This is a genomic window from Phyllobacterium chamaecytisi (assembly GCF_020164455.1).
GTDB lineage: Bacteria > Pseudomonadota > Alphaproteobacteria > Rhizobiales > Rhizobiaceae > Phyllobacterium > Phyllobacterium chamaecytisi.
Genome location: NZ_JAIQWW010000009.1, coordinates 61,249 through 82,417 on the forward strand (window position 1 = coordinate 61,249; position 21,169 = coordinate 82,417).

Below are 21,169 nucleotides of genomic sequence, written 5' to 3' on the forward strand. Positions count from 1 at the left end.
TTTACCTCAGCGACTTTCCGAGTGAGGATTGAAGCACCTCCCAGGCCTCGGGGCCAACATTGCTTGCCCAGTTGGAATAGAAACCGGTGGCCTGCAGCGCACGTTGATAGACGCCGGCTGCGGGAGTTCCAAACTTCATGCCCAGCTTTTGGAGGTTTGTCTCCGACGCGCTAATGTGAGCGACGATATCCTCGCGCTGCTTGAGCGCGCTCTTCCGGAAGTTGCGAGCGACCACTTGCTGAATATTCTCGGGCAGACGGCTCCAGGCGCGTTGGTTCGCGATAGGCACCCAGCCGTCCCAGGTATGACCGGTCAGCGTGCAGTAATGTTGGACCTCGTAGTATTTGTAGCTCTCTATCACCGCCAGCGGATTCTCTTGCGCATCGACCGTCCCGGTCTGAAGCGCGGTGTAGAGGTCACCAAAGGCCATGGGCGTGGGTGAGGCGCCGAGTGCACTGAAGAGCGTCGTCAGGAATGGCGTGGGAGGGGTCCGAATGCGCACCCCCTTGAGGCTCGCCGGTTCGTTGAAGACGCCCAAGTTTGAGGTGACGTGTCGGAATCCGATGTCATGAATCGCGTCGATGACGACGAGCTCGCCCCGGGCTGCAATTTTGGCGGCGATATATTGCCCGAGCTTGCCGTCGATCGTCTGCCAGACCGTGTCGTAATCGTCGAAAACGAAGCCCAGCGTCGGAAGACCAAAAGTCCGGTCCAGCGTCGAAAGAATACCGAAAGACGAGGTCAGGAATTCTAGAGCACCCGATCGCACCTGGTTGAGCGTCTCGACCGGATTGCCCAGCGCACCGTTCGGGAATGCGCGGATCTTGAGACGGCCATCGGTTTCCTCCTCGATAGTGGCCACTGCCTCGAGCATTCGCGCAGGCAAAGGTTCGTCCTTGCGCAGCTCTAGCCCAAGCTTGAAGTTGTACTCGGCCGCGCTTGCCTTGCCGCAAATAAATGGCATGGCAATCGTCGCGCTTGCCATCGCAAGGGCAGCTCGTCGCGTAATCACTGTCATGATGTCTCCTCCCAGAGTCGGTCGGGAAGCCGCCCTCCCCTTGCTTTTAAGAACGGACTGTCGACCCCGCCGAAATCGGCCCTTCCTTGGCGACGACCGTCTTGCGTCAGTTTTAAGTTAATTCCTCCGTCCCATATGTCGGGACAATGACCCACATTACCGCCGCATGATCAATTAGTCAATATACTTCAGGGGCCAAATGCCGCTCGCAAAGTATTGGACGTGGCATTGTTCGATCAAATGCAGCCTCGAAACGAAGTCTCCGGTTTGGCCGCGGTTGCATCGAGCTGATCAGCGCGGCAGGATGCCCTGCTCCTGGAAACGACTAAGCCAGTGGAGGATCGCGTCCTCTGTATCCAGGCAATCCTCGAACCCAGCCTGACGCAACTTTATTGGGCTCATCAACCTGTCGAAGGGGCGGTCCTTTCCATAGCCCCAAGTCAGATCAGCCGTCTGCCAAGAGGCGCCTACCACCTGTTGCATCGAGAGCGCCTGCAGCCCCTCCCGGCGCACGATTTCTTCCCAGCGGCCAGAAAACTTCGGCATCTCGTCGCTGAGCTTCATCTGGACGTCTGCACCCACCTCCATTCGGAAATGCGCGGCAAAAGCCGGCCAGATGTCCCGCCAGACTGTCGCATCTCCGTTGACCACGTTAAAGGTCTCGCCAGCTGCATCTGGATGGGTGAAGCAGAATTCAGCCGCATGCGCGATTAGCCGGCTGTCGGCGCAAGCGGTCACGTAATTGCCCCCTCCGGGAAAGCACAGAGGTCGGCCAAGGTCGCGCATAACGCTGGCATAGACGCCGAGCGCCGCGCAGATATTCATCGGGCTGCCCAGCGCATCGCCAAGGATTAGCTGCGGTCGCAGGATAGAGAAGGACCAACCCTTCTCAGCCGAGTGTTGCCTCAGATAGTCCTCCTGCTGCCAGTAGAAGATGTCATGCGACATCCGCGGCCAGCGCTCTTTCGCCGGGACTGGCACGCGGCCAAGATGCGAGCCATAGGCCTTGCCTCCCTGCAGGACGGTGAGATGTCTCAGATCCGCGGCTTCTTCGACCCCTTCCACAACATTGCGCAGCATCTTGAGATTGATCCCGGCCTGAGTATTGCTGCGCCATCCGGTCGCCAGATCCTCCTCTTCGTAAAGAGCGGCATAAAGTATGTGTGTCACTGGGGGCGCCTGCCGGAAGGCGGCGCGACAGTCTCCTTCATCGGTGAGATCCACCGATATGTGGTGCACGGGACGGCCATGACGCGGTGGGCGCCGCGACAACGTCACCACCTCCCAACCCGGAAGGTTCGAGAAATACTCCGATGCTGCTGCCCCAACCAGTCCGGTTGCCCCGACGATTAATATCCGATTCTCAGTCATCCTCTCTGCTCCCTGAAGCCTCTCATCCGGTTCAGAATGAGGCTCCGTCTTCAGTCTCGACGATCTTGACGAGATCGCGGAACCGCTCAGGCACGATATTGGGATGTCCCACGGTGATCACCGACTGGAACAGCACCTCGAGTACTTCGCGCGGCGAAGCGCCTTGTTTAATGGCCGTGCGCATATGATGTCTGGTCTGTACGATCTCGCCAATCGCGAGGGTGTTGCCGACCATGCACAGAAGGCGGGTGCGGTTGTCGAGAACTCGGCGACCATACATATCACTGTAGCCGAACTCGTAGAATGCCTTGGCGAAGTCCTCGTCAAGTGAACCGATGAAGGTCGCGTTGTCTAGCGTGTGCTGGGGCCGCAATGTCAGCGCCATGCTGATCCCATGCCATCCGTATTTCTCCATTAGCGTCTCGGCCCGGGGATCTGCGGAATCATCCGGGTGCCAAGTCTTGCGCTCCTCCTCGAGGTTGCGGACTCTGTCGCGTTGGCCAGGCTGCAACGCCTTGGCCGTGACGCTATCAAGCATGCCCCGCGCGCCGACCTCTTCAAGAAAAATCTCTAGCGGCTCATCCACGATCGACTCACCGCCATAGATCGAACATTGCAAAATGACCTCGAGGACCTCATTCAGGTCGAGGCCCAGATTGCAGGCCCCTATGATCGTTTCGCGCAGCCGAGCAGGGCGGCGGGCCATGGTGAACTGGCCAATCATCACGAGGACGCGACTCCGATCGTCCAGAACGGGCCGCCCGAAAAGCCGGGCAGCATACGTTAGTGCTGCCTCGGCGAAAGCCGGGTCAGCGCGACGGCGCTGTTCGAAGCGGGCACGTACGCCGGGCTGATATTTCTCCACCACTGACAGCATCGAGTCGATAATCGCCTTGTCGGCCTTGATCTGCTTATCCTGCGCTATCACTGCGGTCTCCTTTCCTTATTTTGGGACTACGTCCCACCCGGAATTGATAACATAATGTCTCTGTGCGGCGCAAAGCCGATGGTTCTGTTTGATGTCTGCTAGACTGCCGCAACCTATCGGTTAGCGCGCATCCTCAACGGTGTTGCGCAACAGGCCGATCCGATCAATCTCAACCTCGACGGTATCGCCTGCCTTCATCCAAAGCTGCGGGTCGCGCTTCATCCCGACACCGCCGGGCGTGCCAGTCACGATCACGTCGCCCACCTCGAGCCGTGTGAAGGTAGAGCAATAGGAGATGATAGTGGGAATGTCGAAAATCATGTTTCCCAGCGTCGAACTTTGAACGATCTCCTCGTTGAGCCGCGTCACAATCCGAAGGTTTTCGAGCGGTCCGACCTCGTCCGGCGTGACCATCCAGGGGCCGAATCCTCCGGTAGCGGCAAAGTTCTTGCCAGGAGCGAATTGCGAAGTGTGACGCTGCCAATCGCGAATTGATCCGTCGTTAAAACAAACGTAGCCGGCGACGTAGTCAAATGCGCGTTCCTTCCCGATGTGACGTCCCGGCTTGCCGACGACAAGCGCCAACTCGCCTTCGTAATCGAATTGTTCGGATTCCCGGGGGCGCAGAAGCGCCTGACCGTGACCAACCTGAGCGTTGGCAAAGCGGATGAAAAGTGTAGGGTGGCCAGTTACCTCGCGGCCCGTCTCCCGGCGGTGTTCTTCGTAATTGAGACCAACGCAGATGATCTTGTCGGGATCGGTGAGAACGGGAAGGAATGTTACCTCATCAAGCGGGAAGCGCGGCGCGCCATTCTTGAGCGCCGAAACATCCCTCCCAGCCTCGAGCGCCTCCTTCAGCGTTGCGGGGGCACCGCTTGTCAGGCCGAGGGCTAGGACGTTGTCTCCCTCAACAATGCCCCAGGTAGCCCGGGCATGGGTTGAAAAGCTCATGTATCTCATAACGTCTCCATTCTCGCGCGGGCGGACAGCCGGGCACGACTCTCAGGTCAAATCAGTTTTCCCGGATTGAGGATATTGCTATGGTCGAGTGCCGACTTGATGGCGCGGAACATGCTAAGCTCGTGTGGCGTCTTGTAGCGCAAAAGCTCGTGCCTTTTGAGCTGGCCTATTCCGTGTTCTGCGCTGATCGAGCCTCCACGACAATGTACGGCGTCGTGCACCATCTCATACAATCGATCATGCGAGGCCTGTATCTCGTCCTCTCCAAAGGCCTCGGAAGGCACGATGTTGTAGTGTAGGTTGCCGTCGCCCAGATGTCCGAAGGGCATGACACACACTCCGGGGAAAACGTGGGACAATTCCGCGCCCATCTCTGCCACGAACGCCGCAATGTCCGAGACTGGGAGAGCGATGTCGCATTTGATGCCCTTTCCCCGCTCCGACTGCGCCAGCGGTATGCTCTCACGCAGATGCCACAACGCGCGTGCCTGCTCCACCGAGGAGGCGGGGACTGCATCGGTGATTTCCTCTGCTTCAAAAGCCTCGCTGAGCAACGTCTCAAGGCTATCTTGTGCGCGGTCCTGTTCCTCATTGCTGGACAGTTCAAAAAGCACGAACCAAGGTGCGTCGGCCGGGCCCGCTTCGAAGGGCAAACGCTGATTCGGAAAGCAGTTGGAGACAAGCCTGAGACAATCGCCAGACATCACTTCAAACGCGGTTAGACCGGACCCAAGCAGCGCCTGAGTGCGGCACAAAAGCACGACGGCCCGGGCAAGATCCGCCAAGGCAACGAGCGCTGTGATCTTGCTGCGGGGAAGCGGGAAGAGTTTCAACGTGGCCGCGGTGATTATGCCGAGCGTCCCCTCGCTGCCCACAAAGAGTGACTTAAGGTCGTATCCGGTATTGTCCTTGCGCAGCCCCGACAGCCCGTCCCACACCTGCCCGTCTGCGGTGACAACTTCCAAGCCCAGTGTCAAGTCGCGGGCGTTGCCATATCTCAGCACCTGCGAACCGCCCGCATTGGTCGCCAAGTTGCCGCCGATGGTGCAGCTTCCCTCGGCGCCCAGCGAAAGGGGAAAGAGCCGCCCCCTCTCAAAACAATAATCCTGAAGTGTCTGAAGAATACATCCCGCCTCTACCGTCACCGTGTTGCTCTCGGGATCGAACTTGCGCACCGTGGTCATGCGCGTTGTGGAAAGGACGACTGCCCTCTGCCCTTCCCCGGGGATAGCGCCGCCAACAAGACCTGTGTTGCCGCCCTGTGGCACGATGGCGATGTCCTGATCGGCACAGAGACCAACGATCTTTGCTACCTCTTCAGTCGTAGCGGGGCGCAGGACACAAAGTGCCGAGCCGCAGTAAAGTCCTCGCCAATCGGTCAGATACGGCGCGGCGTCGTTTCCGGTCAGTATATGTGCCGAACCCAGAAGCGCTCGAAATTCTGCAAGGACGTCCATATCTTCCTCATCCATTATTCGAGCGAACGCCGTCGCGGGCCGCGCCCGCAGGGCCGCCTGTCACTTCGCCGGCTGGTGCTTGCAATATCGACTAGATCCGTTCGGCGCCGATTGATGTCAGCATCGAGGAAAGCTCATTGGCATGTTCGCGAACTCTTTCGCCGATCGCGTCCATACCTTCCGGAGGGATCCGTGTCGTGGGCACGGACACCGTCAGCGCACCAATCACACGAGTTCCCGAGCGGACGGGCGCTGCCGCACCACCCACGCCGATCACCCGCTCTTCAACGCTGGTCGCGTAGCCTTTTTCGCGCGCCAAGGCGACGCTCGCCTTGAGCTCATCAACCGTCTTGGGCGTATTTGCCGTGTAGGGATCAAGCTTGATACGGCTGTAGTCGAAATCGGGTATTCCAGAGAGAATCGCCTTGCCCACCGCGCCAGCGTGCAGCGGGATAGTCGAACCCAGTGCTTGGATGTAACGCACCGGGTGATCGGTTTCGATCCGCTGAACATAGGTCGCAAAGCCTTCGTCTTTGGAGAAGGTGGCGAGGTAGCAGGTCTCTCCCACCTCCTCCACCAGGTTCCTCATCACTGCCTGAGCAATCTTAAGCACGGGCACGACACCGAACACCCGGGCCGCGAGCATCAACATACGCGGTCCGACGACATAGCTGCCTCTCTCAGTCTGATGGACGAACTCGCTTCGGGAGAGAGCCTGAAGGATACGGTGCGTAGAACTGCGACTGTTATCCGTTTGCTGTGCGATAGACCTGATGCTCTGGCCTTCGGATTTTTCCGCCACAACATAAAGAGTATCGGCAACTAGATTGATCAGCCCACCGGCCTGCGATTCGGTATCGCTGGTCTTCGTATCCGCTCCGTCCACCAAAGTCCCCTTCCTTGTGACGCTGAAAATCAGGCGGCCTTCAGCCCGATGATTCCACGCGCTTCATCCGGATTGGCCACCTCGCGTCCCAGTATATGGGCCATAGACACGGCCTTGTCTACCAGACGCGCACAGCTGTCGGACAGTTCGCCCGGTTTCAAATAAGGGTTGTCCTCGAAGCCCACCCGGATGTGACCACCAAGGGAGATCGCTAGCGCGAGGATGTTCCAGGCGCGATCGGGGTCCATGCAACTAACGTTCCAGACGACGTCTTTGGGCAGGCAATCGACCATGTAGATCAAGGCGCGCTCTTCGCAAGGCGTCCAGGAGCCGCCGGCCCAGCCGATGAAAAGCGTGGTCCATATCCGTTCATCGAGAAGTCTTTCTTCCATCAGCTTGCGCATGTTCCACAGCGCACCCGTATGGAAACTCTCGAGCTCCATCTTCACGCCATGTTCCTTGGTTACGCGGGCGTAGTCGCGCAGCTCATCCAGCGGGTGGAGCGCATAGATTGCGTTCGGTGGATAGCTCTTGTCGGGCTGGAAATATTCGTCGTGAGCATTAAAGGCCACGGCCATCATGTCCGGCTTCAACTCCATCAGCGGGATACGATCTTCCAATCGCGCCCCAGCGATGCCGTATTGGATGATGCAGTCGGCCTTGCCCTTGATCGCATCGGTCATCTCGCGCCACCCGTCGACGTCGAGGCGGCTCAGCTTGCGACCGTCTGCCTGAATTTTGTCCTCGAGCTTCCGAACCCCGTGTAGGTGCGCGATGGCTGCACCGGCGTTGAGGCAACGCACATATTCCTCGGCAATCAGAGGCACGTTTTCTCGCGTGGACGGGATGCAATTGGGGTTCCCAGGGTACGAAACGCGGGAGTCGTAGGCCGCGGTAATAATGAGCTTCTCCAAGTCTGTCCTCCTTAACCATCGGATGGGTTCGCAGAATTAGGCGCGAACAGATGATCGACTCACTCTATTCGCGGGACACTGTCTTGTCAACCGGGACATATATGGTGCAGCCAGATAAATCGCGATGACCAGCTTCACCCGCGTTTCTGAAGAGTATCGGTTGTGTTCAAGGGGTAATTTGGTTCCATTTTCCTTGCTTTCTGAGACGTGCGTTGGCAAGGATTACGAGCTTTCTCATGACAGCGGCTATGGCGACTTTCGCAGGTTTTCCCGCCTTTCTCAGCGCGTCAACCATCACACGGATTGAGGGAGACCCCGTTAAATGCAGCTGTGAAGCATGAACGCATTCGTACGACTAAATACAGTGCGACAGCCGACACCAGTCGCGCAGCGTTAAGGCGCCGCATTAGCAAATCGTTGGGTAATCGTTGCAAGACGACCGCCGTTCCTTCACCATCGGCCCGACGTCGTGTTATGTCTTCGGCCAAAGCAACCACAGAATTGAATTGGATAGCTCGATGTCTTCACCAACGAAACTGGTTGTGGTCATGGCCTTTGACCTTGATGACAACGGAGAACTTGCTCCTGCTTTCGATGCTGTTCAATTCGACAGCGAGGAGCGTGCACTGCGCAGCGCACGCGACCTTTCCAGAAAACACCACGGGGTGATAGCGTGGTCCCGTGAAGCCGAGCCAAATATTGGTGAGTATGGACCACCCACGACCGTCTTTCAGTCAGGCGAAGTTCCGGATATGGACTGACTTTGTCGCACGAGCCCGGAATTGTGCATCGGTTGTTGACCAGTGCACGGAGACTGGCAGCAACCTCGCGGCAAGAGCAGCAGACGCTGCTTCGTGAGGCTGCAAAACAAATCGAGGTATATCAAAGCCTGTTTGCTCTTTATGGATCCGCTGCCTACGAAATCGATGAGGATATTTGTGACAGGCTGACGAACTATGCAGACCGGATCGATTTCAGCTATCTCGATGAAACGAGATTAGTCATGCTGGAGGCCGCTGCAGTGATCAGACGTCTGCGTTTGATGCTCGGCATCAAGCCCGAAAACTCATCGCCCTGAGTTATGGCAACGATCTCCGAGGGTTTGCTCGCGACAGGGCGCGAAACTCGGATCGAGTTGGACCGTAAAACCCAAGGCGGGATCGATGACTGCAACAAGTCCAACTTGGATTTACGATCGCGGCTTTTGGTAAAAAACCGTGAGGACTGGACTTGATGTGAAGCAAAGTTGGCGGGCCTTTCATGCCCATTAGTGGGTTCAAGCGGTTCTGTCCTTTATGAAGACTTCAACAGTGCTTTTTCGCTTTCGGCCAATTCGGCTCGCAAATTTCCGACCGCGCCTAGCACTCGATTTCTGTTGAATAAATGAGACTTCACGTACCACAAAACGTTTCGAGCACGCGCTCGTGGATGTCCGGTGGCTTTGCATAATGCGCGAATTCCGGCTGGTCCTCGAAAGGTTCGCCGAGAACCGCCAGCAATTCTTCAAATGGGCGGAAATTATTATTCTCGACCGCTGTAGCTATCACGGCTTCGATGCGGTGATTCCGCGGGATAAAAAGCGGATTGACCTGGAGCATTGCAATCCGACGCTCAAAACCTGTTTGCGGTTCGCGAGAGATCCGCGACCGCCAGCGTGCCAGCCATTCCCTGAATGCGCCAGGTTCTGTAAACAGCTTGAGCACTTTCTCATCGTCATTGATAGTCCCGGCAGAGTGGCTCAGATATCGGAACGTCAAAGTAAAGTCCGCCTGGCTTTTCGTCATTGTGTCGAGCAGTTCTTTGATAAGTGTCAGGTCGTTTTCTTCTTCGGTGAACAGACCAAGTTTCCTTCTCATCCCGGTGATAAACACTGTCTCGAATTGGGCGTCGAACGTGGCTAGCGCGTCCTGAGCCAACGACACGGCCGTGTCCTGATCGTCCGCAAGCAACGGGAGCAGGCTCTCCGCCAGACGCACGAGGTTCCACAGAGCGACCGGTCCTTGGTTGCCATACGCATAGCGGCCCGCATGATCGATAGAACTGAAAACCGTCGCTGGATCGTAATTGTCCAGGAATGCACATGGACCATAGTCAATAGTCTCGCCGGCGATGGACATGTTGTCTGTATTCATCACACCGTGGATAAATCCGGCCAACATCCACTGCGCGACCAGCGAAGCCTGGGTTCCGATCACCGCGGCAAGCAGCGACAGGTAGGGCATCTCACCTTCTGCCGCCTGGGGATAATGTCGGGCAATGACGTGCTCTGCGAGAGCACGGACGCCCTCAATGTCACCCCGTGCGGCGAAAAATTGAAACGTGCCAATTCTTATGTGACTAGAGGCAACACGGGTGAGAACGGCACTGGGGAGAGACCTCTCACGCGCAACAGTTTCTCCGGTCAGTACGGCAGCGAGCGCGCGGGTTGTTGGAATCCGCAGGGCATTCATTGCTTCACTTAAGATATATTCGCGCAGCACGGGACCCAGCGCCGCACGTCCATCTCCGCCACGCGAAAAAGGCGTCCGTCCCGAACCCTTCAACTGTATATCACGTCGGACACCGTTTCGATCAACGACTTCACCAAGCAAGATCGCCCTACCATCGCCCAGTTGCGGGACGAAATGACCAAACTGATGCCCTGCATATGCGGTGGCAATAGGGTAAGCGCCCCGCGGGATATTGTTTCCCGCCAGCATGTCTATACCCTCTGCGCTGCTCAACCACCGATCATCGAGTCCTAGCTGCAATGCCAGGTCAAGGTTCAGTTTAATCAATCTCGGAGACGCGACGGGTGTGGGCATTGTGCGGATAAAGAATTTGTCCGGCAGTCGGCTATAACTATGGTCGAATGCAATTTCGGTCATTTCCAAACCTGCTTTCTGGCTGTTTCACCGTAGCCAAGCGTTTGCCAGAGCACAAGTTGGCGTCGATCGTGACAAGAACGCACGTTTTGCTCAATCGGCGGCGAAGCCCTGCAACCGAACCTGCCTTGACCGCCGATACCGCATAGCCTTTTGCCCGATTGCCAATGGCCATGAACGGATAGAAGAAGTCATTGAGGATCGCCTCGCATTTCGCACGCTCACCCGCTCGCAGCGCCTTGTAGAATTCAATTGCCAGACCTGGGACGAAATTAAACACGGCGGAAGAATAGGTCGTGAAGCCGGCGCCAAGGTAGGCTTCTGCAAACAGTTCGGCGGTGGGCATGCCGCCGAGAGACGTGAGGCGATCACCCATTTTAGCCGTAATCTGCCGAACAAGGCCGATGTCGCCCGTGCCGTCCTTGAAGCCGACGAGGTTCGGGCATTCGTCACAAAGCCTCGCCAGCGTATCTGCCTGAAGGACCGAATTGTCGCGGTTGTAGACCATCACGCCCATGCCGGTACCCTGGCACAGCGCTTTGATATGCCGGTAAAGACCTTCCTGTGGTGCATCGATGAGATAATGTGGCAGCAGCAAAATGCCGTCCGCCCCAACCTTCTCGACGGATTTGGCAATCGACACGGCGATCTCGGTACCGTAACCGCATCCCGAAACAATCGGCGTCGTACCGACAGCTTCCTTTCGCGAAGCGGTTGCAGCGTTACGCTCCGATGGCGTGGTCGAAGCGCGCCATGGCGTTGGTGTTTTCGTCAAAGATGTCGCCGCACCCGCTGCGGAGAACGGTGTCGAAGTTGGGCCGGACGCTGTGCTTGCTCCGCTGGCGCGGTTGAAAACGTCATTTATGGACTTGCTGGAACTGAGAATGGCGTTTGAGGTACATGCAGCCTGTCTCACCGCAACACGCCGATCGTGGGCCCAAGAATCGAACATCTGGAACGCCGCTCGGCAATTCGAAGCGTCGGTCGATGATGAGAGCTCGCTTGATCACCTCGATTTCGCTTTCCACCGCTCGATTTCAGAGGCAACGAACAATGGAGCGTTTATTGAATTGTTTAATCTCATGAGCCTCCAGATTATGCCCCAGCCAGCTTTTTCGAAGGAAGTGAATCCGGCGCTTATCACCCCGACCCACATCGAGAACTCGGTCAAGGAACATCGGGCAATTTGGGAAGCAATAAGCGCTGGCAATGCGGAACAGACGCTCGAAGCGATGCGCGCACACCTAAGCAGAAGTCATCCACGGTATCGGGGATTCTCGGACGATAATGCGTCTCCGCTTAGCTACGTACCGCGGGAAGAGTAAGCGGCGGATTCATGCTATTTTGTCTTTGCAGACGTATTTGGCCTGTGCCAGTTTTGCAATAAGCGACTTGGTTTAAGGGATGCAGCAATGGCTGGCGCATCTAGCTTGGGGTGATATTGGCCCTCGGTTTCGGTGGAGAAGTGTGCCACAAACGGAATTGCGATGCTCGACCGTGAAAGCACTTTAGTAGTCGAATGCTCGGTGACTGAATCCAAATGCACACTAGCAATGCCCGTTGGCACTTAGCTTACGCACACCGCGGGATTTCGGCATTGCCAGCTGATCGCCTAAGGCACCACAGTGTGACCAACGGCGTAACTATACCACTGCCCCTTGCACAATGAACTTTACGGCTACTTCAGAGGGGAACACCGTCTCCCGACGCCCGTCGCAGCCCTTCGGTCCGCTATCAGATGATGTCCTGGTGGCTCACGCAAGCAAGCTGAACTGTGATATACAGATCGTCGCGGTATGGCTCTGGCAGACAATCCGAATAATTTTCTGCTTCAAACCCTGTCCGCCTTAAGGCGTCAATCCCATGCCGAGTGCTTCCTTTCTATCCGTGACGGTTAAAACAGCGCATGGAACCAGACCGCAGACCATAACGTCTGTCGAACAGGCCGCTGACTTCCTAGAGCGTTTACGGGATAAATCCGGTCAGGCATCGTAACCTGCGTGAGCGAAGAAGTTTTCGCATTCTTTGGGGTCGAAGCGATCGATGGCGAGGGACACGGTGTCCCACAATTCTGGAATGGATCGGGCCGCGACCTTTCGCAAGAAGGCCTTGAGTTTGGCGAAGGCCATCTCGATCGGATTGAAGTCCGGCGAGTAAGGCGGAAGATAGCGAAGGCATGCACCAGCCGCCTCGATGATCTCGCGGACACCCGCCACCTTGTGAGCCGGTAGGTTGTCCATCACGACGACGTCGCCGGGCCGAAGCGTCGGCACGAGGACGCGGCGCAGATAGACCAGGAATGCTTCGCCATCCATCGCGCCGTCCAGGAGCCAGGGAGCGACGATCCCGTCAAGACGCAAGCCCGCCGTGAAGGTCGTGGACTTCCAGTGGCCGTGAGGCACGGCTGCCCGGCAGCGCTCGCCGCGCGGAGCGCGACCACGAAGCCGTGCCATCTTGGTATTGAGGCCGCTTTCGTCGATAAAGATCAGGCGGCTCGGGTCGAGATCGAGCTGTCCATCGAACCATTGTTCTCGCGCCGCCAGGACGTCCGGACGCTGTTGTTCGGCCGCGTGCGCCGTCTTTTTTTGTACGTGATGCCGCGCTTTGCGAAGAACTCGTGCACCGTCGTCAGGCTGGCTTTGACGCCACGCTCGACCGCAAGATGCTCGGCGATCTCGGCCAGGGTGATGTCCCGCTCATCGGTGTCCACCAAGGCGAGGATGAACGTCTCGTGCGCATCCAGCTTCGAAACCTTCGGCTTGCCCTGCCGGCCAGGCTCCAGCCTGCCGCTCGAACGCCAATCGCGATACCACGCACCAGACGTCGAAATCCCGATCGAAAACCGACGCGCCGCTTCCCGGGTCGACAGACCTTCGTCTATCGCCGCGACGACACGCTTTCGCAAATCCAGGCTGTAGGCTCGCGCCATGTTGCTGCTCCTTCCACAAATCACTTCGATCAGGGAATCAGAACAAGCCGTTCAACGCAAACCAGCGACTCCGATTAAGACTAAACCGCTCTAATCAATGATTGGCCGCCTGAGCGCGGCAGGTTGCATGGCCAGGCAAGGCAGGCATGCCTTGATGCGCTCGAAGGAAATCTCTCTGGCGCAGAGGCAAGAGCAGTCTTTATCGATGCGGCGAAAGCAGCAGGCATTCTCGTGGACTACGGTGTTCGCAAGAGCAACTTTTGATTAATTGCGAAGCCTGTATACTCGCAACCGGACGATCATCGTTTTCCGTCCATGTCGCGACGGCGACCGCCGACGTTGGATGCCGACCATCCCGCCGCTCCCCCGATATTAATCCAGAGAGCTCATGAAACCCGCAAAATCATTTGTCGTTGAAATCAAACGCAACGGTCGTCGGCGGGTCGTTCGGGATCAAGAGCCGCTATGGGATCCCAAGCAACTTAAATCGGCAGCGGATGCGATCGGAGAAGCTCAAAAACCCTCTGAAATCGACACCAAGCCGGCCAAAGGGAAATAGACCAGAGTTATCCAAAGCCGCCCAATGCTGTTCCATCACATGGGAAAGGTTGGAGCGCGTCGGATTTCTCGCCGTCCTACGGCAGGATCTCGCGCATCAGAGCATACTCAACTGATCAGCCGATGTCTTGCCGGACCTCTGGTCCTGCATCAGCTCGAAGCTAACTTTCTGACCATCATTGAGGCTGCGCAATCGATAGCGCGACAAGCGCACCGTCACAATGAGCATATTTAAATTGTCGAGCGCCTCGATGCATTATGCAGTTTGACGTTTGTGACAATCCTCACGGTCCACAGGCGGATTGACGGCGCGCATCGGCTCTGCGAATTTGTCGTGGGAGAGATCATGGCCATCGATTGGATTTTTACGCTGCAGGAGCAAGCGGACTTCGCGAAGCAGATCGCGGACGATGTTACACATACACTTGAGATCGCTGATTTGAGCGCTGCGCAGGCGGCCAGGCTTTACCGTGTGGTCGAGCAAGGTGCCCAGGCCTTCGATCGCATCATCGAAGAAATGGAACAGCACGACATTGACAACGACCTCATCGAGGCGGCCGAGACGATAGCCGACATATGGACCAATCTGTCCGTCACGACTGCGAACAAGCTTCGTGTCATGCAGGGTCTGGCACCCATTGAGTTTCCGCCAGTACTCACTGAATAGGAACGAGCCGGCTGATACGAAGGTGTCCGATGAAATCGGATATCCTTTGAGGAGAAAGGGATCATGCCAATTCCAAGACCACACTGTTCCAGATCCCATCCCGAGCGCTTTGATGCATGCCAGTTGGCGATTGAGGACAAGCTGATAGAACTGATCGGCCAAGCATCGGATGTAGGCTGGCACAGGGATGAGATACTCTCGGCGATCATCGAAATAGCCGACAACCTATCCTTGGCGCGGCGTGACGATATCGCGCTCGCGATAGAAACGCAGTTGTCGAAATTGATGAAGAAAAAGGATGTGTGAATTGGCTGACGCCAAGCTCATCCCACGCGTCTTATCGTTGTTGCCGCATTCAGCCGAGTGGGCAAGGGCAACTCGTGCCTGCTTACGATCCGATGCAGTTCGATAACCCGGAAGAGGCCACGCAAATGGCGCGGTATCTCGCGGTAAAATGCGTTGGCGTTTTGGCGTGGGTTCGCGATGCACAGCCTGAGGAAAGAGGCTACGGGGCATCCAACGATTCTGTTTCAATCTGGCGATGTACCCGAACTGGAGTAGCCATCAAGCGATCAAGATGACGTGGCAAGCAAACATTCAAAACCTCGTCAAAATTGGCGCGGTCAAAACCACCCGGCGCGATGAAGCGGTCATTCACCAGCGCTTTGCAGACGCCGAGGCATATTTAACGGGCGCTCATATTGTTTCGACTACTCAATCCCGCTTCCTGCTGGCGGTTGGAGGTATGCGCCAGGCAGCCGGGATCAAAGTTATTCCCACCGCCCAACACAAGATAGATGTGTCGCAGCTCGCTGCAATGATTACACAGCTTGAAACCGTCGTTCCGGGTGCTGCAAAGACCTTGGGCGGTTTCCGGAATATCCGCATACAACGCAAGAGCATGTCGCCCGCCCCACCAATTTCGTCGGAACAAGCCGCCGAAGCAGTGAATATCCTGGAGCGGCTTCTCGCCCGTGCGCGAATTCTAACAAGTGTCGATAAAGATCCTTAGGTGGCGTAAGTCTAAGGCATGGCGGCGCGCCTAACGTTATTGTCACTGGTATATATACTATTGACGCCAAGCTTAATTGAGTTTTTTAATATTTAGGTTGCACTGGTCTGTCAACGGCGCACTAACGATTGGGAGCCGTAATCCATAAACACAATGTCGTCGGCCACCTGGCGGGCAATCCCATCTCGTGTGTGACGCAGATCATCGTCATCCCCTCCTCCGCACTGGCAAATGCCGTCATATTGGTCGACTCGTCATCAAACCGGACGACCTCTATGCCCGGCACTTCGAGCTTCGAAAGCACAGTGTCTCCTGTTGTACCGCGGGTGACGCCGACCCGCTTTCTCTCAAGATCTTTCGTGTCGCGAAGTTCAACATTTTTGGGAGCCGCCACGTACTGAACAGCGCTGGCATAGGGTGTTGAAAAATCGATTGCCTTCTGCCGCTCGGGCGTGATCGAAAAGTTTGAGATAACGATATCGGCGCGATTGCTGATAAGGAACCACGCGGTTCGGGCCCGTGACTTCTACGATATCGAGTTTGACGCCCACATCCCTGGCAAGCAGCGCTGCTGTCTCATAGTCGGACCCAGACGGCTTCAATTCCTTGTCCTTGAAACCCCATGGTGGGCGGCCAAATTCTAGCGCGACGCGGATCTTTCCTGCGGATTTTGATAGCAGCCAGCGTATCTTGCGCTAGCGCCGCGCCACTACCGATGAGTGGCGTCATCAACGCCGCCAAAAGTATTGCTCTACGTTTCATGGATGTCGTCCCCTATGAGTGATCAGTGCTCTGCCGCTTCGGAAATGAAGGCGGCCAGTTCGGATGTGGACGGGGTACGAAGTATGTCCGAGGACCCCATTTCATGGACCTTCCCGTCCCGCATATAGATGACGCGGTCAGCCACTTTGCGTGCAAAACCCATTTCGTGGGTAACCAGGATCATTGTCATTCCTTCGGTGGCCAGTTGCTCCATCACTTTCAACACCTCGCCGGTAAGCTGCGGATCGAGAGCGGACGTCACTTCATCAAACAGCATCAATTTCGGCTCCATTGCCAGGCTTCGGGCGATGGCGACACGTTGCTGCTGACCGCCGGAAAGCTGTTCGGGGTACGCCTCGAGCTTTTCGTGGAGCCCGACCTTTGCAATTACGACTTCAGCGACGGTTCGCGCCTCAGCGCGCGACACGGCCTTGACCAGGCGCGGCGCAAGCATGACATTTTCGGCGACGGTAAGATGCGGAAACAAATTGTAGCTCTGGAACACAATGCCGACATCGCGCCGCAAGGCTTTCAGATCGATCTTTGCATCCTCCAGCCTATGCCCGCAGATCACCATCGATCCCCCCTGGATAGTTTCGAGTCGGTCCATGCACCGAAGCGCCGTGCTTTTGCCCGATCCGCTCTGGCCGATGATGGCGGCGACTTCACCCCTGTTCACTTCGAACGACACACCTTTCAGGATTTCGAGATTGCCGAAGCTTTTACGGACGTCCTTGAGTTTAACGATTGGCGACATTGAGCTTCCTTTCGAGTACCCGGCTTTGAACGGCGAGCGGGTAGCAAATGGCGAAATACATCAGCGCGGCGATCCCGAAGTAGAGGAACGGCTGAAAAGTGGAGTTGTTGATGATCTTTGCGTTGTACGACAGTTCGGCGTAGCCGACGACGAGTGAGGCGATCGACGTATTCTTGATGATCTGAACCATAAAACCCACCGTCGGCGGTGTCGCGATGCGCAGCGCCTGCGGCAGGATGACATAACGCATCCGGTGCCAACGACTAATGCCCAAGCATTCAGCGGCCTCCCATTGGGGCTTGGCCACGGACTGCAGGCAACCGCGCCAGATCTCGCCCAGATAGGCGCTGCTGTAGAGTGTGAGGGCAAAGGTCGCAGCCTGCAGCGGGCTCAGGGAATCGTACCCGAAAATACCAGGTCCATAGAAGCACAGGCCCATCATCACCAGCAGCGGCATACCCTGCAAAATCTCGATATAAACGCCGGTCCCTTTTGCGATCACCGTAATCGGAGAGATTCGAGCTAAAGCGATGATGAACCCCAATATTCCGCCGAATATGAACGTCAGCGAACTGAGGATGACCGTACCCAAAAGGCCTTGCAGCAGAGAAATGATAAAAGCAGAATTCATTGCATTGTTTCCAATCTCACAGCGACGTGCCGAGCTTGCGTCGGCGCGGGAACAGGGCAAGACCCAGTAGCGAGAAGGCAGCTCGCACGACCACAGCGAGGATGAGATAAAGGACGCCGAGAACCACGAAGACCTCGAAATTGCGGAACGTGTCGCTTTGGATTCGGTTGGACATGCCAAAAAGCTCTTCCACCCCGACAGACGACAGAATGCTTGAGGCCAGCATCAGGAGGACATACTGGCTGGCCAAAGCGGGATAGACCCGCTCCAGCGCAGGACGAATGATGATGTGAAGATACGTCTGGACCTTGGAAAGTCCGAGGCATTCGGCAGCTTCAAGCTGGCCGCGATGAATGGATTCGATCCCCGCACGAACGATCTCGGTCGTGTAGGCGCCGATATTGACCGTCAGGGCTATAGTTGCGCCAACGAGGATTGGGAGACGCAAACCCATACTGGCTGTGCCGAAAATCAGGAAATAGGACTGGATCAGCAGCGGTGTGTTGCGGATAAATTCCACATAGAGCCCGACGATTGCGCGCGCCCACCCCGGGCCACCAGTTCTGACCAAGGCACATAACGCTCCAATCAGAATTCCGAACACCGTCGAGAAGAGAGTTAGGCGAAGGGTGGTCCATATGCCTTGCAGAAACAAGGGCCAAAATTCCAATACAGCCGCAAAATCGAATTCATAGGTCATGGATAGCTCTCAGTCTCACTCTCTTCGGAGTCATTGCGATCCGGCGAAGACTGCCTCGGGAAGGTTGGTGCCTTGGAATTTCTTGTAGATTGCCGGCAGCTTGCCGTTGGCAATGTTGGTTTTTACCCATTGGTCGATCCAGGTTTTAAGCTCCACATCATCCTTGCGCATGCCAACGCCCATGGTCGCGGTACGCAGCGTCAGTTTCGGCTCAAGCTTCAGGCCGGGGTTTTTCTTGTTGATGATATCTACAAGCGACTGCGCGATCGCAACGATGTCTACCTGGTTTGAAACGACGGCGGTCATGGTAGTGGCCTCGTCTTCAAACCGGATAATTTCGGCATCAGACGGAGCCGATTTTGTAATATCACCGTCGTTGGTCGTTCCGCGGGTCACGGCGATGCGTTTACCGGACAAATCTGCGAAGGACTTGAGGGGCACATCTTTTGACGCGAAAACGGAGGTCGTATTGCCCGAGTAAGGCAGCGAAAACGCGATGGTCTTCTTTCGTTCATCCGTGATCGACAGCGCCGACATGATTATATCGGCACGGTTCTGCATGAGATAGGGTAGACGGTTCGCACCATTGGTGCTGACGATCTCCATTTTCACGCCGAGATCCGACGCCAGCAGTTTGGCGGCCTCGACCTCTGATCCGGTGGGATTGAGACTGTCGTCTTTGAATGACCACGGCGGTACGCTGAGATCGATGGCGATCCGAATCGTGCCCGCGGATTTGATCTTGGCGAGCGTATCCTCCGCAAATGCGTGGCTTAAAGACGCGCCGATCATGGCTAGCGCCGCAAGTAGAGTTGTGACTTTGCGCATTTTCAAACCTCCCGATTGATGTTGGCAATTACATAGATGCAGGGAACTCTTCACCGATCCGCGCAAATAGTGGCGCAAGCCCGTCCACAATGCTCCCATCAAGGTGGACACCGGATTCGCGTGCCTCCTGCACGCGTGCCCGTGCACGATCGCCAGGAACGCGCACAGCCTCGACCCCTGGCCTGGGCGGATTGGCGTGGCACGCGTTCGTGAGCCAGGTCGTTTCATCCAGAAAGTTGGTCGATCCGCCGAATGCGGCAGGATCGATAACCTGAAGGAAGGTATTCATAGCAATGCCGGAGAGATGGTCCTTGCGGCCGACTCCGCATAGGCCCTGGGTCAGGGCTTCAACCAATAGAGCCATGGCATAACCCTTGTGGCCGTGGTCCAGGCCGCCGACAGGCATCAGCGACCCGCCATGCGACAGGACTTGAGGATCGGTCGACGGTCTTCCCCCCGCATCGAGGGCCCATTCGCCCGGATACGGTCGCCCTGACTGAGCCAGCTGCCCAGACCGCTTGATCGTCGTGATCGAGCAGCTGATATCGAGAAGGATGGGATCGTCCTGCGTCGGAATTCCCGCAGAAAGCGGGTTGGGGGTGAATAGTCCGACGGTACCGCCATAGGGCGCAACACCGGTGGAGGCAGGGCCCGAACAGGCTAATATTACCATGAGCCCCCTTTCGGTCAGACGCGGCAGATAAGTCGCAAGCGCTCCAGTATGATGGCCCTCGGCAATCGTGATCGTCACGACACCGAATTGCGCAACTCGTTCCAGGACGCAGTCGATAGCGCGATTGACAAGCCATGCGCCGGGGAGCCGCCGGCCATTCCAGGCCACGCAGGCACCGCGGTCGGAGATCTGCTCGAAGCTTCCATCAAGACGCAGTCCGCCGCTTCGGATTTCATCCAGATACCAAGGGGCGATGACCAAACCATGCGTCGAGTGCCCCATCATGTCTGCCGTAAGCAGGCACTCGGTTACGTCGCGGGCTTTATCGCCATCCATGCCGGTTGAGAGAAATAGTCTCTCGATTGCTGCGCGTACCGCATCAACGTCATACCGACCCGACGTGTCGCTGTTATGTCTGTTGAGGTTATTTTGCATCCGTCACCTCCGGTGGGAGATCGATGCCGAAATGCTGCTTGTAAATGGTATTGAGGCTGCCATCCCCGATGCTGGTATTGATCCACTGGTTGAGCTTGTCCTGAAGCGCAGTTTCGCCCTTCTTGACTCCAATGCCCGTGACGTTCGTTTTCAAAACGATCTTCGGCTCGATTTCCGCGGACGGGTTCTTCTTATTGACCGTGGTCAGCAACGCCGGCGCCGTGACGTAGTAAGAGGCCTGGCCGCTCAAAAGTGCTGTAATTGAGGTCGCGTCATCTTCAAATCGGACAATGTTCGTTCCAGGGATTGCAAGCTTGGTGATCTCGGCATCGTTCGTGCTGCCACGCGTGACCGCGACCTGCTTCCCGACAAGATCCTCCAGCTTCGAGATGATGTCAGTCTTTGGCGCACCCACGACGATCTGGATCGCGCTGTAGGGTTTGGAAAAGTCGATGACCTTCTTGCGTTCGTCGGTGATCGAAAGCGTCGAAATCACAATGTCTGATCGATTGGTAACAAGGTAAGGGATCCGATTTGCAGGAGAGGTCGGGATCAGCTCCAGCTGAACGTTCCAGTCTTTGGCCAATTTCGCGGCAATCTCGACTTCGGATCCGGCATATTTACCGGCCTCGTCCACCGAAGAGTATGGCTGCGCGGCCGGATCGATTGAGACCCGGATTTTGCCGTTCGAGGCAATGTTCGCCAAAGCATCCGCATGGGCTACCCCGGATGTCAGGCTGATCAACGCCAATACGGCACCGAGAAATACACGTTTTCCATTGTGAGATGAAATACCCATTTTTTGTCCTCCCAGATCGA

24 protein-coding genes and 3 pseudogenes are annotated in these 21,169 nt (G+C 56.6%); 8 read left to right on the top strand and 19 right to left on the bottom strand.

Translation table 11 applies throughout. The features are described from left to right. Nucleotide 1 precedes the first annotated feature (1 nt). From LB462_RS15425 to LB462_RS15455, 7 genes are all read right to left on the bottom strand, one after another. Nucleotides 2-1,018: a TRAP transporter substrate-binding protein gene (locus LB462_RS15425; RefSeq protein ID WP_224509498.1), complete on the bottom strand. Its 1,017-nt coding sequence runs from the start codon at nt 1,016-1,018 to the stop codon at nt 2-4. Nucleotides 1,019-1,309: 291 nt separating this feature from the next. Beyond that, entirely contained in the window at nt 1,310-2,389 is a 1,080-nt protein-coding gene (locus LB462_RS15430) for an SDR family oxidoreductase (RefSeq protein WP_224509501.1), read from the bottom strand. Nucleotides 2,390-2,420: 31 nt separating this feature from the next. Beyond that, entirely contained in the window at nt 2,421-3,317 is an 897-nt protein-coding gene (locus tag LB462_RS31545) for a carboxymuconolactone decarboxylase family protein (RefSeq protein WP_224509504.1), read from the bottom strand. Between the two features lie 120 nt (nt 3,318-3,437). Then, nucleotides 3,438-4,277, bottom strand: a complete 840-nt coding sequence (locus LB462_RS15440) for a fumarylacetoacetate hydrolase family protein (protein WP_224509507.1) — start codon at nt 4,275-4,277, stop codon at nt 3,438-3,440. Between the two features lie 47 nt (nt 4,278-4,324). Continuing rightward, entirely contained in the window at nt 4,325-5,734 is a 1,410-nt protein-coding gene (locus LB462_RS15445; RefSeq protein ID WP_224509510.1) for an FAD-binding oxidoreductase, read from the bottom strand. Nucleotides 5,735-5,825: 91 nt separating this feature from the next. Then, the gene (locus tag LB462_RS15450; RefSeq protein ID WP_224509513.1) at nt 5,826-6,620 is read right to left on the bottom strand and encodes an IclR family transcriptional regulator; all 795 of its coding nucleotides are present in this window, start codon (nt 6,618-6,620) and stop codon (nt 5,826-5,828) included. A 29-nt stretch (nt 6,621-6,649) separates the two neighbouring features. After that, on the bottom strand, nt 6,650-7,534 hold the full coding sequence (locus LB462_RS15455) for a beta-keto acid cleavage family enzyme (protein WP_224509516.1): 885 nt from the start codon (nt 7,532-7,534) through the stop codon (nt 6,650-6,652). Between the two features lie 518 nt (nt 7,535-8,052). Here LB462_RS15455 and LB462_RS15460 point away from each other — a divergent pair. Beyond that, the gene (locus tag LB462_RS15460; protein WP_224509519.1) at nt 8,053-8,295 is read left to right on the top strand and encodes a hypothetical protein; all 243 of its coding nucleotides are present in this window, start codon (nt 8,053-8,055) and stop codon (nt 8,293-8,295) included. Nucleotides 8,296-8,330: 35 nt separating this feature from the next. Further along, nucleotides 8,331-8,612 carry a hypothetical protein gene (locus LB462_RS15465; RefSeq protein ID WP_224509522.1) on the top strand — a complete coding sequence of 94 codons (282 nt, stop codon included), beginning with the start codon at nt 8,331-8,333 and terminating at the stop codon, nt 8,610-8,612. Between the two features lie 313 nt (nt 8,613-8,925). On the opposite strand, the gene LB462_RS15470 is transcribed toward LB462_RS15465, so the two are convergent. Beyond that, entirely contained in the window at nt 8,926-10,401 is a 1,476-nt protein-coding gene (locus LB462_RS15470; protein ID WP_224509524.1) for a protein adenylyltransferase SelO, read from the bottom strand. A gap of 96 nt (nt 10,402-10,497) precedes the next feature. Then, a pseudogene (locus LB462_RS15475) lies at nt 10,498-11,104 on the bottom strand (5-dehydro-4-deoxyglucarate dehydratase); the annotation flags it as partial. A 157-nt stretch (nt 11,105-11,261) separates the two neighbouring features. On the opposite strand from LB462_RS15475, the gene LB462_RS15480 reads away from it, so the two are divergent. After that, nucleotides 11,262-11,723 carry a FadR/GntR family transcriptional regulator gene (locus LB462_RS15480; protein ID WP_224509528.1) on the top strand — a complete coding sequence of 154 codons (462 nt, stop codon included), beginning with the start codon at nt 11,262-11,264 and terminating at the stop codon, nt 11,721-11,723. 657 nt (nt 11,724-12,380) lie between these two features. Here the strand turns inward: LB462_RS15480 and LB462_RS15485 are convergent. Next, nucleotides 12,381-13,327, bottom strand: a protein-coding gene (locus LB462_RS15485; protein ID WP_224509531.1) for an IS630 family transposase whose coding sequence is annotated in 2 segments (ribosomal slippage) — nt 12,381-12,979 and nt 12,979-13,327 — 948 coding nt in all. Because the reading frame shifts where the segments join, the coding sequence is not laid out codon by codon here. Nucleotides 13,328-13,420: 93 nt separating this feature from the next. On the opposite strand from LB462_RS15485, the gene LB462_RS15490 reads away from it, so the two are divergent. The 5 genes from LB462_RS15490 to LB462_RS15515 all read left to right on the top strand — a co-directional run bounded on the left by LB462_RS15490 (nt 13,421) and on the right by LB462_RS15515 (nt 15,564). Further along, the gene (locus LB462_RS15490) at nt 13,421-13,591 is read left to right on the top strand and encodes a DUF982 domain-containing protein (RefSeq protein ID WP_224509937.1); all 171 of its coding nucleotides are present in this window, start codon (nt 13,421-13,423) and stop codon (nt 13,589-13,591) included. A 124-nt stretch (nt 13,592-13,715) separates the two neighbouring features. Continuing rightward, nucleotides 13,716-13,886, top strand: a complete 171-nt coding sequence (locus LB462_RS15495) for a hypothetical protein (RefSeq protein WP_224509534.1) — start codon at nt 13,716-13,718, stop codon at nt 13,884-13,886. A gap of 345 nt (nt 13,887-14,231) precedes the next feature. Beyond that, nucleotides 14,232-14,552 carry a hypothetical protein gene (locus LB462_RS15505; RefSeq protein ID WP_224509537.1) on the top strand — a complete coding sequence of 107 codons (321 nt, stop codon included), beginning with the start codon at nt 14,232-14,234 and terminating at the stop codon, nt 14,550-14,552. A gap of 63 nt (nt 14,553-14,615) precedes the next feature. Then, nucleotides 14,616-14,858 (top strand): hypothetical protein, encoded by a 243-nt coding sequence (locus LB462_RS15510; RefSeq protein WP_224509539.1) that lies wholly within the window; start codon nt 14,616-14,618, stop codon nt 14,856-14,858. Between the two features lie 235 nt (nt 14,859-15,093). After that, a complete protein-coding gene (locus tag LB462_RS15515; RefSeq protein ID WP_224509542.1) occupies nt 15,094-15,564 on the top strand; it encodes a hypothetical protein in 471 nt (156 codons plus the stop codon). Nucleotides 15,565-15,685: 121 nt separating this feature from the next. Here LB462_RS15515 and LB462_RS31785 read toward each other — a convergent pair whose 3' ends face one another. The 9 genes and pseudogenes from LB462_RS31785 to LB462_RS15550 all read right to left on the bottom strand — a co-directional run bounded on the left by LB462_RS31785 (nt 15,686) and on the right by LB462_RS15550 (nt 21,149). Beyond that, nucleotides 15,686-15,868 (bottom strand): hypothetical protein, encoded by a 183-nt coding sequence (locus LB462_RS31785; protein ID WP_444358732.1) that lies wholly within the window; start codon nt 15,866-15,868, stop codon nt 15,686-15,688. A gap of 78 nt (nt 15,869-15,946) precedes the next feature. Then, nucleotides 15,947-16,060, bottom strand: a pseudogene (locus tag LB462_RS31790) (transporter substrate-binding domain-containing protein); the annotation flags it as partial. Between the two features lie 19 nt (nt 16,061-16,079). After that, nucleotides 16,080-16,253: pseudogene (locus LB462_RS31550) on the bottom strand (transporter substrate-binding domain-containing protein); the annotation flags it as partial. Nucleotides 16,254-16,348: 95 nt separating this feature from the next. Then, the gene (locus LB462_RS15525) at nt 16,349-17,083 is read right to left on the bottom strand and encodes an amino acid ABC transporter ATP-binding protein (RefSeq protein ID WP_224509545.1); all 735 of its coding nucleotides are present in this window, start codon (nt 17,081-17,083) and stop codon (nt 16,349-16,351) included. Next, nucleotides 17,067-17,714, bottom strand: coding sequence for an amino acid ABC transporter permease (locus tag LB462_RS15530; protein WP_224509548.1), 648 nt, complete (start codon nt 17,712-17,714; stop codon nt 17,067-17,069). The genes LB462_RS15525 and LB462_RS15530 overlap by 17 nt, the downstream gene beginning before the upstream one ends. Before the next feature lie 16 nt (nt 17,715-17,730). Beyond that, complete coding sequence (locus LB462_RS15535; protein ID WP_224509550.1) at nt 17,731-18,414, bottom strand: amino acid ABC transporter permease; 684 nt, start codon at nt 18,412-18,414, stop codon at nt 17,731-17,733. A gap of 30 nt (nt 18,415-18,444) precedes the next feature. Then, nucleotides 18,445-19,242, bottom strand: a complete 798-nt coding sequence (locus LB462_RS15540) for a transporter substrate-binding domain-containing protein (protein ID WP_224509553.1) — start codon at nt 19,240-19,242, stop codon at nt 18,445-18,447. 28 nt (nt 19,243-19,270) lie between these two features. Further along, the gene (locus tag LB462_RS15545; RefSeq protein ID WP_224509556.1) at nt 19,271-20,350 is read right to left on the bottom strand and encodes an Ldh family oxidoreductase; all 1,080 of its coding nucleotides are present in this window, start codon (nt 20,348-20,350) and stop codon (nt 19,271-19,273) included. Next, the gene (locus LB462_RS15550; RefSeq protein WP_224509559.1) at nt 20,340-21,149 is read right to left on the bottom strand and encodes a transporter substrate-binding domain-containing protein; all 810 of its coding nucleotides are present in this window, start codon (nt 21,147-21,149) and stop codon (nt 20,340-20,342) included. The genes LB462_RS15545 and LB462_RS15550 overlap by 11 nt, the downstream gene beginning before the upstream one ends. Between the last annotated feature and the right edge of the window lie 20 nt (nt 21,150-21,169).